This is a genomic window from Kluyvera georgiana ATCC 51603 (assembly GCF_001654985.1).
Classification (GTDB): Bacteria; Pseudomonadota; Gammaproteobacteria; order Enterobacterales; family Enterobacteriaceae; genus Kluyvera; species Kluyvera georgiana.
In genome coordinates, this window is sequence record NZ_LXEU01000081.1 from 63,113 (window position 1) to 76,187 (window position 13,075).

At 55.6% G+C, this 13,075-nt stretch carries 10 protein-coding genes; 9 read left to right on the top strand and 1 reads right to left on the bottom strand.

Annotation, left to right across the window (positions count from 1 at the left end):
- Positions 1–434 precede the first annotated feature (434 nt).
- The 8 genes from sdhC to sucD all read left to right on the top strand — a co-directional run bounded on the left by sdhC (position 435) and on the right by sucD (position 10,155).
- Positions 435–839 (top strand): succinate dehydrogenase cytochrome b556 subunit, encoded by a 405-nt coding sequence (sdhC, locus tag M989_RS20360; RefSeq protein ID WP_035892718.1) that lies wholly within the window; start codon positions 435–437, stop codon positions 837–839.
- Positions 833–1,180: a succinate dehydrogenase membrane anchor subunit gene (gene sdhD, locus M989_RS20365; RefSeq protein ID WP_064548328.1), complete on the top strand. Its 348-nt coding sequence runs from the start codon at positions 833–835 to the stop codon at positions 1,178–1,180. The genes sdhC and sdhD overlap by 7 nt, the downstream gene beginning before the upstream one ends.
- The gene (gene sdhA / locus M989_RS20370) at positions 1,180–2,946 is read left to right on the top strand and encodes a succinate dehydrogenase flavoprotein subunit (protein WP_064548330.1); all 1,767 of its coding nucleotides are present in this window, start codon (positions 1,180–1,182) and stop codon (positions 2,944–2,946) included. Before sdhD ends, sdhA begins: the two co-directional genes overlap by 1 nt.
- Before the next feature lie 15 nt (positions 2,947–2,961).
- Entirely contained in the window at positions 2,962–3,678 is a 717-nt protein-coding gene (gene sdhB, locus M989_RS20375; RefSeq protein WP_064548333.1) for a succinate dehydrogenase iron-sulfur subunit SdhB, read from the top strand.
- Between the two features lie 298 nt (positions 3,679–3,976).
- Positions 3,977–6,778: a 2-oxoglutarate dehydrogenase E1 component gene (gene sucA / locus M989_RS20380; RefSeq protein WP_064548334.1), complete on the top strand. Its 2,802-nt coding sequence runs from the start codon at positions 3,977–3,979 to the stop codon at positions 6,776–6,778.
- Between the two features lie 13 nt (positions 6,779–6,791).
- A complete protein-coding gene (gene odhB / locus M989_RS20385) occupies positions 6,792–8,009 on the top strand; it encodes a 2-oxoglutarate dehydrogenase complex dihydrolipoyllysine-residue succinyltransferase (RefSeq protein WP_064548336.1) in 1,218 nt (405 codons plus the stop codon).
- A gap of 110 nt (positions 8,010–8,119) precedes the next feature.
- Positions 8,120–9,286, top strand: a complete 1,167-nt coding sequence (sucC, locus tag M989_RS20390) for an ADP-forming succinate--CoA ligase subunit beta (RefSeq protein WP_003022927.1) — start codon at positions 8,120–8,122, stop codon at positions 9,284–9,286.
- The gene (gene sucD / locus M989_RS20395) at positions 9,286–10,155 is read left to right on the top strand and encodes a succinate--CoA ligase subunit alpha (protein ID WP_008501094.1); all 870 of its coding nucleotides are present in this window, start codon (positions 9,286–9,288) and stop codon (positions 10,153–10,155) included. Before sucC ends, sucD begins: the two co-directional genes overlap by 1 nt.
- 98 nt (positions 10,156–10,253) lie before the next feature.
- On the opposite strand, the gene M989_RS20400 is transcribed toward sucD, so the two are convergent.
- Positions 10,254–10,970 carry a GntR family transcriptional regulator gene (locus M989_RS20400; protein ID WP_064548338.1) on the bottom strand — a complete coding sequence of 239 codons (717 nt, stop codon included), beginning with the start codon at positions 10,968–10,970 and terminating at the stop codon, positions 10,254–10,256.
- Between the two features lie 183 nt (positions 10,971–11,153).
- On the opposite strand from M989_RS20400, the gene mngA reads away from it, so the two are divergent.
- On the top strand, positions 11,154–13,070 hold the full coding sequence (gene mngA, locus M989_RS20405) for a PTS 2-O-a-mannosyl-D-glycerate transporter subunit IIABC (RefSeq protein ID WP_064548340.1): 1,917 nt from the start codon (positions 11,154–11,156) through the stop codon (positions 13,068–13,070).
- Positions 13,071–13,075: the final 5 nt, after the last annotated feature.

Consider the following 13,075-nt stretch of genomic DNA (forward strand, 5'->3'; position numbering starts at 1 on the left):
TTCAAACCTGAACAAACACTAATAACGTTACAGCCAGGCCAGGTCAACCCAATCACACTGTTACATAACTTATTATCAGGTGAAAGAGTGCCCCCATAACTTTTGAGCATTATATGCTTTTACAGGTGATGGTTGTAACAATAATGTTTAATATTTGTCAAATCACGTGATTAATTTTTAAAAAATTGTTTTAATCGTGAGCGTGATCACTGTTCTGCATAAAACCAGACAAACTATATGTAGGTTAATTGTAATGATTTTGTGAACAGCCTATACTGCCGCCAGGTCTCCGGAACTCCCTGCAATCCCGAGCCACCCAGCGTTGTAGCGCGTCGTTTTAGCATCTGGAAGCAGATTTAACCATGACGCGAAGTTATAGAAAGGACGCTGCTTGACCCGCCTGCAGACCGGAGGAAGGAAATAATAAGAACAGCATGTGGGCGTTATTCATGATAAGAAATGTGAAAAAACAAAGACCTGTCAATCTGGATTTGACAACAATCCGGTTCCCTATAACAGCGATAGCGTCCATTCTTCATCGCGTTTCCGGCGTGATTACGTTTGTGGCGGTGGGCATTCTGCTATGGCTGCTGGGCACCAGTCTCTCCTCCCCGGAAGGCTTCCTGACCGCTTCCTCCATCATGAGCAGTTTCTTCGTTAAATTCATTATGTGGGGCATCCTCACTGCGCTGGCCTACCACGCCGTTGTGGGTATCCGTCACGTGTTAATGGATTTCGGTTATATCGAAGAAACCCTCGAAGCCGGTCAGCGCTCTGCCAAAATTTCTTTCGTTATTACAGTCGTGCTTTCAATTCTTGCAGGAGTCCTCGTATGGTAAGCAACGCCTCAGCATTAGGACGCAACGGCGTACATGACTTCATCCTCGTCCGCGCCACCGCCATTGTCCTGACTCTGTACATCATCTACATGGTGGGCTTTTTTGCGACGCACGGTGAAGTGACCTGGGAAATCTGGAGCGGTTTCTTTGCCTCTGCGTTCACTAAAGTGTTCACCCTGCTGGCTCTGTTCTCAATCTTGATTCATGCCTGGATCGGCATGTGGCAGGTGTTGACCGACTACGTTAAACCGCTGGCTCTGCGCCTGACGCTGCAACTGGTAATTGTTGTTGCGCTGCTGGTTTACGTTATCTATGGATTTGTTGTGGTGTGGGGTGTGTGATGAAACTGCCAGTCAGAGAATTTGATGCTGTAGTGATTGGTGCCGGTGGCGCAGGTATGCGCGCGGCGCTGCAAATTTCCCAGAGCGGCCAGACTTGTGCGCTGCTGTCTAAAGTGTTCCCAACCCGTTCCCATACCGTATCCGCGCAGGGTGGCATCACCGTGGCGCTCGGTAATACCCATGAAGATAACTGGGAATGGCACATGTACGACACCGTAAAAGGGTCGGACTATATTGGTGACCAGGACGCGATTGAATATATGTGTAAGACCGGCCCGGAAGCGATTCTGGAGCTGGATCATATGGGCCTGCCGTTCTCCCGTCTGGAGAATGGGACCATCTACCAACGTCCGTTTGGCGGCCAGTCGAAGAACTTCGGCGGCGAGCAGGCGGCACGTACCGCGGCGGCGGCTGACCGTACCGGTCACGCTCTGCTGCACACGCTGTATCAACAGAATTTGAAAAACCACACCACGATTTTCTCCGAGTGGTACGCGCTGGACCTGGTGAAAAACGCCGATGGCGCCATCGTCGGTTGTACCGCGCTGTGTATCGAAACCGGTGAAGTGGTGTACTTCAAAGCCCGCGCAACCGTGCTGGCAACCGGCGGCGCAGGCCGTATTTACCAGTCCACCACCAACGCCCACATTAATACCGGTGACGGCGTGGGTATGGCTATTCGTGCCGGCGTTCCGGTGCAGGATATGGAAATGTGGCAGTTCCACCCGACCGGTATCGCCGGCGCGGGCGTGCTGGTCACCGAAGGCTGCCGTGGTGAAGGTGGTTACCTGCTGAACAAACACGGCGAGCGCTTCATGGAGCGTTATGCGCCGAACGCGAAAGACCTGGCGGGTCGTGACGTGGTGGCGCGTTCCATCATGATCGAAATCCGTGAAGGCCGCGGCTGTGACGGCCCGTGGGGCCCACACGCTAAACTGAAGCTGGATCACCTGGGTAAAGAGGTGCTGGAATCCCGTCTGCCGGGCATTCTGGAACTGTCTCGTACCTTCGCGCACGTTGATCCGGTTAAAGAACCGATTCCGGTTATCCCAACCTGCCACTACATGATGGGCGGTATTCCGACCAAAGTGAGCGGCCAGGCGTTGACGGTGAACGAGCAGGGCGAAGACGTGGTGATTCCTGGCCTGTTCGCGGTCGGTGAAATTGCCTGCGTATCGGTACACGGTGCTAACCGTCTGGGCGGTAACTCGCTGCTGGATCTGGTGGTGTTTGGTCGTGCGGTGGGTCTGCATCTGCAGGAATCTATCGCCGAGCAGGGCGTACTGCGTGACGCTACCGAAGAAGAGATTGACGCTTCTCTGGAACGCCTGAACCGTTGGAACGGTAACCGTAACGGTGAAGACCCGGTCGAAATTCGCAAAGCGCTGCAGGAATGTATGCAGCACAACTTCTCGGTATTCCGTGAAGGTGATGCGATGGCCAAAGGCCTTGAACAGCTGAAAGCCATCCGCGAGCGCCTGAAAAATGCCCGTCTGGATGATACCTCCAGCGAGTTCAACACCCAGCGCGTTGAGTGCCTGGAACTGGATAACCTGATGGAAACGGCTTTCGCCACCGCGATGTCCGCCAATTTCCGTACCGAGAGCCGTGGCGCGCATAGCCGCTTCGACTTCCCGGAGCGTGATGATGAAAACTGGCTGTGCCATTCCCTGTATCTGCCAGAGTCGGAGTCTATGACGCGTCGTAGCGTCAATATGGAACCGAAACTGCGTCCGGCATTCCCGCCGAAGATTCGTACTTATTAATGCGGAGACAGGAAAATGAAACTCGAGTTTTCAGTTTATCGTTATAACCCGGACGTAGACGATGCTCCGCGCATGCAGGATTACACCCTGGAAGCGGAAGAAGGTCGCGATATGATGCTGCTGGATGCGTTAATCCAGCTGAAAGAAAAAGATCCGAGCCTGTCGTTCCGCCGCTCCTGCCGTGAAGGGGTTTGTGGTTCTGATGGTCTGAACATGAACGGGAAAAACGGTCTGGCATGCATCACGCCGATCTCCGCGCTGAATCAGCCGGGTAAGAAAATTGTTATCCGTCCACTGCCTGGATTGCCGGTTATCCGCGATTTGGTGGTAGACATGGGGCAATTCTATGCACAATATGAGAAGATTAAGCCTTACTTATTGAATAATGGGCAAAATCCTCCGGCTCGTGAGCATCTGCAGATGCCGGAGCAGCGTGAGAAGCTCGACGGTCTGTACGAGTGTATTCTCTGCGCATGTTGTTCAACCTCTTGTCCGTCGTTCTGGTGGAATCCGGACAAGTTTATCGGCCCGGCAGGCCTGTTGGCCGCGTATCGTTTCCTGATTGACAGCCGCGATACCGAAACCGACAGCCGTCTGGAAGGATTAAGTGACGCTTTCAGCGTATTCCGCTGCCATAGCATCATGAACTGCGTCAGTGTATGTCCTAAGGGGCTGAACCCGACGCGCGCCATCGGCCATATTAAGTCGATGCTGCTGCAACGTAGTGCGTAAGTAGTCGTTGTTGCCGGATGGCGACGTACCGTTTTATCCGGCCTACATCCCCGTAGGCCAGATAAGCGAAGCGCCATCAGGCAACAAACATGCAGGAAACCTTTAAAAACTGCCACATGCACTTCCTCTGAGAGAGGGGAAGGGTGAGAGTAAAAAACTCTTAAGACAGTTTCTAAAGGTTCCTTCGCGGGCCAGTGCAGATACAAGAGCTCGCAAGTGAACCCTGGGACGTGTGCTTTACCGGCGTACGTCGTAGTTATCCACGGCGAAATAAGCATAAAATGCTTAAGGGATCACGATGCAGAACGGCGCAATGAAAGCCTGGCTGGACTCTTCTTACCTCTCTGGTGCTAACCAGAGCTGGATAGAACAGCTCTATGAAGACTTCTTAACCGATCCTGACTCTGTCGACGCTCACTGGCGTTCAATGTTCCAGCAGTTACCTGGTACCGGAGTCAAACCGGATCAATTTCATTCTAAAACGCGTGATTATTTCCGTCGTCTGGCGAAGGATGCCTCACGTTACTCCTCTTCGATTTCCGACCCTGACACGAATGCGAAGCAGGTTAAAGTCCTGCAGCTTATCAACGCTTACCGCTTCCGTGGTCACCAGCATGCGAATCTCGATCCGCTGGGACTGTGGCAGCAGGATAGAGTCGCTGATTTAGATCCCGCTTTCCACGATCTGACTGAGGCCGACTTCCAGGAGAGCTTTAACGTAGGTTCTTTTGCCATCGGCAAAGAGACGATGAAGCTCGGCGATCTGATTGACGCGCTCAAGCAAACCTACTGCGGCCACATCGGCGCGGAATATATGCACATTACCAGCACCGAAGAAAAACGTTGGATTCAGCAGCGTTTTGAGGCGGGGCATGCCACCTTTACCGCGGAAGAGAAAAAGCGCTTCCTGAGCGAGCTGACCGCCGCGGAAGGTCTGGAACGCTACCTGGGGGCGAAGTTCCCGGGAGCCAAACGCTTCTCGCTGGAAGGCGGCGACGCGCTGGTGCCGATGCTCAAAGAGATGATCCGCCATGCGGGCAAGAGTGGCACGCGTGAAGTGGTGCTGGGTATGGCGCACCGTGGTCGTCTGAACGTGTTGATCAACGTACTGGGTAAACAGTCCCAGGAACTGTTCGACGAATTCTCCGGCAAACATAAAGAACACCTCGGCACCGGTGACGTGAAGTACCACATGGGCTTCTCCTCCGACATCGAAACCGAAGGTGGCCTGGTGCACCTGGCGCTGGCGTTTAACCCGTCGCACCTCGAAATCGTTAGCCCGGTGGTGATGGGTTCCGTGCGTGCGCGTCTGGATCGCCTCGACGAGCCGAGCAGCAACATGGTTCTGCCGATCACCATCCACGGTGACGCCGCAGTCACCGGTCAGGGTGTGGTTCAGGAAACCCTGAACATGTCCAAAGCGCGTGGTTATGAAGTGGGCGGTACCGTTCGCATCGTTATCAACAACCAGGTGGGCTTCACCACCTCTAACCCGCTGGATGCGCGTTCTACCCCGTACTGTACCGACATCGGTAAGATGGTGCAGGCGCCGATTTTCCACGTTAACGCGGATGATCCGGAAGCGGTCGCTTTCGTCACCCGACTGGCGCTGGACTTCCGTAATACCTTCAAACGCGATGTGTTCATCGATCTGGTGTGCTACCGCCGTCACGGCCACAACGAAGCCGACGAGCCGAGCGCAACCCAGCCGCTGATGTACCAGAAAATCAAAAAGCATCCGACCCCGCGCAAAATCTATGCTGACAAGCTGGAAGCGGACAACGTCGCGACGCTGGAAGATGCCACCGAGATGGTTAACCTGTATCGCGACGCGCTGGACGCGGGCGAATGCGTGGTGAAAGAGTGGCGTCCGATGAACCTGCACTCCTTTACCTGGTCGCCGTACCTCAACCATGAGTGGGACGAAAGCTACCCGAACAAGGTTGACATGAAGCGTCTGCAGGAGTTGGCTAACCGTATCAGCACCGTGCCGGAAGGCGTGGAAATGCAGTCTCGCGTCGCGAAAATCTACGGCGACCGTCAGGCGATGGCGGCGGGCGAGAAGCTGTTTGACTGGGGCGGTGCGGAAAACCTGGCGTACGCCACGCTGGTTGATGAAGGCGTTCCGGTGCGTCTGTCCGGTGAAGATGCCGGTCGCGGTACCTTCTTCCACCGTCACGCGGTGATTCACAACCAGACTAACGGTTCTACCTACACGCCGCTGCAGCACGTACACAACGGCCAGGGCGACTTTAAAGTGTGGGACTCCGTGCTGTCTGAAGAAGCGGTACTGGCGTTCGAATATGGCTACGCGACGGCTGAGCCGCGCACGCTGACCATCTGGGAAGCGCAGTTCGGCGACTTCGCCAACGGTGCGCAGGTGGTGATTGACCAGTTCATCTCCTCCGGCGAGCAGAAATGGGGCCGTATGTGCGGTCTGGCGATGCTGCTGCCGCACGGTTATGAAGGCCAGGGGCCGGAGCACTCCTCCGCGCGTCTGGAACGTTATCTGCAGCTTTGCGCTCAGCAGAACATGCAGGTTTGCGTGCCGTCTACCCCGGCTCAGGTGTATCACATGCTGCGTCGTCAGGCGCTGCGCGGGATGCGTCGTCCGCTGGTGGTGATGTCGCCGAAGTCGCTGCTGCGTCACCCGCTGGCGGTCTCTTCGCTCGACGAACTGGCGAATGGCACCTTTATGCCGGCCATCGGCGAGATTGACGAACTGGATCCGAAAGCGGTGAAACGCGTGGTGCTGTGCTCTGGTAAGGTGTACTACGACCTGCTGGAACAGCGTCGCAAAAACGACCAGAAAGATGTCGCTATCGTGCGTATTGAACAGCTGTATCCGTTCCCGCACCAGGCGGTACAGGAAGCACTGAAACCATTTGCTCACGTGCATGATTTTGTCTGGTGCCAGGAAGAGCCGCTGAACCAGGGCGCCTGGTACTGCAGCCAGCATCATTTCCGTGAAGTAGTTCCATTTGGGGCCGCTCTGCGTTACGCAGGTCGCCCGGCCTCCGCCTCACCGGCGGTAGGGTATATGTCCGTTCACCAGAAGCAGCAACAAGATCTGGTCAATGACGCGCTGAACGTCGATTAATTAAGGATACATAATGAGTAGCGTAGATATTCTGGTCCCTGACCTGCCTGAATCCGTAGCAGATGCGACCGTGGCCACCTGGCATAAAAAACCGGGCGATGCGGTAGTGCGTGATGAAGTGCTGGTAGAAATCGAAACTGACAAAGTGGTACTGGAAGTACCGGCGTCGGCAGATGGTATCCTTGATGCCGTTCTGGAAGATGAAGGCACCACCGTCACTTCCCGTCAGATCCTCGGTCGCCTGCGTGAAGGCAACAGCGCGGGTAAAGAAACCAGCGTCAAGGCTGACAGCAAAGAGTCTACCCCGGCTCAGCGTCAGCAGGCGTCGCTGGAAGAGCAAAATAACGAGGCGCTCAGCCCGGCGATCCGTCGCCTGCTGGCTGAGCACAACCTCGATGCCAACGCCATTAAAGGCACCGGCGTCGGTGGCCGTCTGACCCGTGAAGACGTTGCGAAGCACCTGGCAAAAGCACCGGCGAAAGCCGCTGCAGCACCGGTTCCGGCCGCTGCGCCGGTTGCGCCGCTGGCTGGCCGCTCCGAAAAACGCGTTCCGATGACCCGTCTGCGTAAGCGCGTTGCCGAGCGTCTGCTGGAAGCGAAAAACTCCACCGCGATGCTGACCACCTTCAACGAAGTGAACATGAAACCGATCATGGACCTGCGTAAGCAGTACGGTGACGCGTTTGAAAAACGCCACGGTATTCGTCTGGGCTTCATGTCCTTCTACGTGAAGGCGGTGGTTGAAGCGCTGAAACGCTATCCGGAAGTGAACGCTTCTATCGATGGCGATGACGTGGTTTACCACAACTACTTCGATGTAAGCATGGCCGTTTCGACGCCACGCGGCCTGGTGACGCCGGTCCTGCGTGATGTGGATGCTCTAGGCATGGCTGACATCGAGAAGAACATCAAAGAGCTGGCTGTTAAAGGCCGTGACGGTAAGCTGACCGTAGAAGATCTGACCGGCGGTAACTTCACCATTACCAACGGCGGCGTCTTTGGTTCCCTGATGTCTACCCCGATCATCAACCCGCCTCAGAGCGCGATTCTGGGTATGCATGCCATTAAAGACCGCCCGATGGCGGTGGATGGCAAAGTAGAAATTCTGCCGATGATGTACCTGGCACTGTCCTATGACCACCGTCTGATCGATGGGCGCGAGTCTGTAGGCTTCCTGGTGGCAATTAAAGAGTTGCTGGAAGATCCAACCCGTCTGCTGCTGGACGTGTAGTGATGTTAGCGGCCTCTCTCCCCGTGCGGGGAGGAGGCCTACTCTGTGCTATGCAGAACTAAAAGATCCAGACCACAACTCAACAACATTTTATAGGATGGATAGAACACATGAACTTACATGAATATCAGGCAAAACAACTCTTTGCCCGCTATGGCTTACCGGCTCCGGTGGGTTATGCCTGTACTACTCCGCGCGAAGCAGAAGAAGCCGCTTCAAAAATCGGCGCTGGCCCGTGGGTAGTGAAATGTCAGGTTCACGCTGGTGGCCGCGGTAAAGCGGGCGGTGTGAAGGTCGTTAACTCCAAAGAAGACATTCGCGCTTTCGCTGAACATTGGCTGGGCAAACGTCTGGTGACTTACCAAACGGACGCACACGGTCAGCCGGTTAACCAGATTCTGGTTGAAGCCGCTACCGACATCGGTAAAGAGCTGTACCTGGGCGCGGTAGTCGACCGTAGCTCCCGTCGCGTGGTCTTTATGGCCTCTACCGAAGGCGGCGTAGAAATTGAAAAAGTGGCGGAAGAAACCCCGCACCTGATCCACAAAGTGGCGCTGGATCCGCTGGCAGGCCCGATGCCTTACCAGGGTCGTGAGCTGGCGTTCAAACTGGGTCTGGAAGGTAAACAGGTTCAGCAGTTCACCAAGATCTTCATGGGTCTGGCGACTATCTTCCTCGAGCGCGATCTGGCGCTGATCGAAATCAACCCGCTGGTGGTGACCAAGCAGGGCGACCTGATCTGCCTCGACGGTAAACTGGGCGCTGACGGCAACGCGCTGTTCCGCCAGGCTGACCTGCGCGAAATGCGCGACCAGTCTCAGGAAGATCCGCGTGAAGCGCAGGCGGCGCAGTGGGAACTGAACTACGTTGCGCTGGACGGCAACATCGGCTGTATGGTTAACGGCGCGGGCCTGGCAATGGGCACCATGGATATCGTTAAACTGCACGGCGGCGAACCGGCTAACTTCCTCGACGTGGGCGGCGGCGCAACCAAAGAGCGCGTGACCGAAGCGTTCAAAATTATCCTCTCCGATGACAATGTAAAAGCCGTACTGGTTAACATCTTCGGCGGTATCGTACGTTGCGACCTGATCGCTGACGGTATCATCGGCGCGGTAGCCGAAGTGGGCGTTAACGTCCCGGTTGTCGTACGTCTGGAAGGCAACAACGCCGAGCTCGGCGCGAAAAAACTGGCTGATAGCGGCCTGAATATTATTGCAGCGAAAAGTCTGACGGATGCAGCTCAGCAGGTTGTTGCCGCAGTGGAGGGGAAATAATGTCAGTTTTAATTAATAAAGATACCAAGGTTATCTGTCAGGGCTTCACCGGTAGCCAGGGGACTTTCCACTCTGAACAAGCGATTGCTTACGGTACGCAGATGGTTGGCGGCGTAACGCCGGGCAAAGGCGGCACCACTCACCTGGGTCTGCCGGTGTTTAACACAGTGCGTGAAGCGGTAGAAGCGACTGGCGCAACCGCCACCGTGATCTACGTTCCGGCACCGTTCTGCAAAGACTCCATCCTGGAAGCGATTGATGCAGGCATCAAACTGATTATCACCATCACTGAAGGTATCCCGACCCTGGATATGCTGACCGTGAAGGTGAAGCTGGACGAAGCGGGCGTGCGCATGATCGGCCCGAACTGCCCAGGCGTGATCACCCCGGGCGAATGCAAAATCGGCATCATGCCGGGTCACATTCACAAGCCGGGTAAAGTGGGCATCGTTTCCCGTTCCGGTACCCTGACCTATGAAGCGGTTAAGCAGACCACCGACTACGGTTTCGGCCAGTCTACCTGTGTCGGTATCGGCGGCGACCCGATTCCGGGCTCTAACTTCATCGACATCCTGAAGCTGTTCCAGGAAGATCCGCAGACTGAAGCGATCGTGATGATCGGTGAGATCGGCGGTAGCGCAGAAGAAGAAGCGGCTGCTTATATTAAAGAACACGTGACCAAGCCGGTTGTTGGCTATATCGCGGGCGTGACCGCGCCAAAAGGCAAACGTATGGGCCACGCGGGCGCCATCATTGCCGGTGGTAAAGGTACCGCTGATGAGAAATTCGCTGCTCTGGAAGCGGCTGGTGTGAAGACGGTTCGCAGCCTGGCTGACATTGGCGAAGCGCTGAAGTCCATCATTAAGTAATCCTCTCTGCTCCCTCACCGAATTCCCGCTGCATACAGGGAGTAGGGAGCGTTATATGTCTAATTTCGACATGGTTGGCCGCCCCTGGGCGGCCTTTTTTAATGGCGTCGTCTGGCCACCAGCGTAAATTTATAGTCGTCGCTTTTGAAGGTATTGCGGCTATATTCAAACACCCGTCCATCCTGAAGGAATCCGCGAGAAATTTTCTCCAGCACCGGTTTCCCCGGCGCAATCCCCAGCATAGCGACCGTCTCCTCGTTTGGGATCACCGGGATAAGCTCTTGCTCGCTGCGATCGATAACCATCTTTTTGATCGTTTCAATATAGTGATACTTCGAGTTTTCCATGACCTCCCAGGTGAGATCGGCAAAGAGGGCGAGGGGCATCCACGTCTCTTCAAGGGTGACCGCTTTTTGTTTGATGAATCGCACCCGCTTGACGTGCCAGACCTTATCCGTGGCGGCGAGCTGGAGGTGTTCCGCCAGCGCCTCTCCTGCCGGAATAACCTCAAACACTTTCACTTCGCTATGCGTCTCAACCTGGCGATCGGCCAATTTTTCATAAAAGCTGGTGAGCTGATAGATGTCGTAATTGACGCGCTCTTCTTTGACATAGGATCCGCTGCCCTGGATGCTCTCAATGATCTCCTGATCGGTGAGCAGCTTTAGCGCTTGTCTGACGGTGACGCGGCTGACCTGAAAGGCCGCCTGTAGCGCAGACTCGGTCGGCAGGGCATCACCCGGCTTTAGCTCGCCGCGTGTGATTTGCGCCCGCAGTTCATCGGCTATCTGGCGATACATCGGTTTTTTACTCATCAGTTTTCGCTTTGCTATGAGGTGGTTAATACCTTTCAGGCAAATTATGCCGACATCTCCGTAATAGTAAATAATACAAATCAAATACAAATTATTGCCAGTTAGTGAAATTGATCACTAAAATGTATTATATTGTCTGACACAATCGCTGCACACTATAACGACAATTCAGTGAGGATCATGATGAACCTGACGACCCTGTCCCACCCTCGTGCGGTTTGCCTAAACGCCCGCTTTACCGATCGCGACGATGCGATTCGCCAGCTTGCGCAGCGGCTGGTTGAACTGGGAAAAATTACCGATGCGGACGCTTATCTTGCGGAAGTATTCGAACGGGAATCGCTGGGGCCTACCGCCCTTGGTGAAGGACTGGCGGTGCCGCATGGTAAGACCGCGGCGGTGAAAGAAGCAGCGTTTGCGGTAGCGACGTTACGTGAGCCGCTGGCCTGGGAAGGGGTCGATGGCCCTGAACCGGTCGAGCTGATTTTTTTGCTGGCTATCCCGCCGGCAGAAGCGGGATCGACGCATATCCAGATTCTGACCGATCTGACTACCCGTCTGGCCGATGATGAGGTACGACGCCGGGTGATGGCTGCCGACAGTCCCGAGGCGCTGCTGGCGGCGCTGGATGCTGAGCCAGAAAAAAGCGTCGCTGCGCTCAGCGCCAACGCACCGACAATTGTTTGTGTCACCGCCTGCCCGGCGGGTATCGCCCACACCTATATGGCGGCGGAGTATCTGGAAAAAGCGGGACGCCGGATGGGCGTCAACGTGGTGGTGGAAAAACAGGGGGCCAACGGTATTGAGGGCCGCCTCACCGCGCAACAGCTGAATGATGCGCGAGCCTGTATTTTTGCGGCGGAAGTGGCGATTAAAGAGAGCGAACGATTTAGCGGCATTCCGGCTATTTCAGTCCCGGTTGCCGAACCGCTGCGCCATGCCGAGGCGCTGATTGAACGCGCGCTGGCGCTGGAACCGACGCCAGGTAATAGAATCGCTCAGCCGCAGGAGACGGTGAAAAAAGGGGTGAAGGCCGAACTGAAGCAGGCGCTGCTTAGCGGAATATCATTTGCGGTGCCGCTGATTGTCGCCGGCGGGACGGTGCTGGCGGTGACGGTACTGCTGGCGCAAATCTTTGGCCTGCAGCATCTCTTCGATCTTGAAAACTCCTGGCTGTGGATGTACCGCAAGCTGGGTGGCGGCATGCTCGGTACGCTGATGGTCCCCGTTCTGGCTGCCTATACCGCCTATTCGCTGGCGGATAAACCCGCGCTGGCGCCGGGTTTTGCCGCGGGTCTCGCCGCCAATATGATCGGCGCGGGATTTTTAGGTGCGGTGGCCGGCGGCTTAATCGCGGGTTACCTCATGCGTTGGGTGAAGAATCATATTCGCCTCAGCAGCCGCTTTAACGGTTTTCTGACCTTCTACCTGTACCCGGTGATCGGGACGTTAGCCGCAGGCAGCCTGATGCTGTTTGTCATTGGCGAACCCGTCGCCTGGATCAACAACTCGCTTACCGCCTGGCTTAATGGGCTATCGGGCGCGAATGCGCTTCTACTGGGCGTGATTCTCGGCTTTATGTGCTCGTTCGATCTCGGTGGCCCGGTGAACAAAGCGGCCTACGCGTTTTGTCTGGGGGCGATGGCCAACGGCGTGTATGGCCCTTATGCCATCTTCGCGTCGGTAAAAATGGTATCTGCCTTTACCGTCACCGCGTCCACCGTGCTGGCGCCAAATCTGTTTAAACAGTTTGAAATTGAGACCGGTAAATCCACCTGGTTGCTGGGGCTGGCGGGGATCACCGAAGGGGCGATTCCGATGGCGATTGAAGATCCGGTTCGCGTGATTGGCTCTTTTGTCCTGGGGTCGATGGCGACCGGGGCGATTGTCGGCGCCATGGAGATTGGCCTCTCAACGCCTGGCGCCGGGATTTTCTCCTTATTTTTACTGCAGCATGGCGGAATAAGCGCTTATGTCGCCGCGGCAGGTTGGTTTGGTGCAGCGCTGGTTGGGACATTGATTTCCACCGTGGTGCTGCTGCTCTGGCGACGTCAGGCGGTCAGAAAAGGGAAATACGTCACCGACAGCGTGATGCCGTAAGCACT

Coding starts and splice junctions, on each gene's coding strand:
- sucC (WP_003022927.1), top strand. CDS start 8,120: ATGAACTTACATGAATATCAGGCAAAACAACTCTTTGCCCGCTATGGC.
- sucD (WP_008501094.1), top strand. CDS start 9,286: ATGTCAGTTTTAATTAATAAAGATACCAAGGTTATCTGTCAGGGCTTC.
- odhB (WP_064548336.1), top strand. CDS start 6,792: ATGAGTAGCGTAGATATTCTGGTCCCTGACCTGCCTGAATCCGTAGCA.
- sdhB (WP_064548333.1), top strand. CDS start 2,962: ATGAAACTCGAGTTTTCAGTTTATCGTTATAACCCGGACGTAGACGAT.
- M989_RS20400 (WP_064548338.1), bottom strand. CDS start 10,970: ATGAGTAAAAAACCGATGTATCGCCAGATAGCCGATGAACTGCGGGCG.
- sdhD (WP_064548328.1), top strand. CDS start 833: ATGGTAAGCAACGCCTCAGCATTAGGACGCAACGGCGTACATGACTTC.
- sdhC (WP_035892718.1), top strand. CDS start 435: ATGTGGGCGTTATTCATGATAAGAAATGTGAAAAAACAAAGACCTGTC.
- sucA (WP_064548334.1), top strand. CDS start 3,977: ATGCAGAACGGCGCAATGAAAGCCTGGCTGGACTCTTCTTACCTCTCT.
- sdhA (WP_064548330.1), top strand. CDS start 1,180: ATGAAACTGCCAGTCAGAGAATTTGATGCTGTAGTGATTGGTGCCGGT.
- mngA (WP_064548340.1), top strand. CDS start 11,154: ATGAACCTGACGACCCTGTCCCACCCTCGTGCGGTTTGCCTAAACGCC.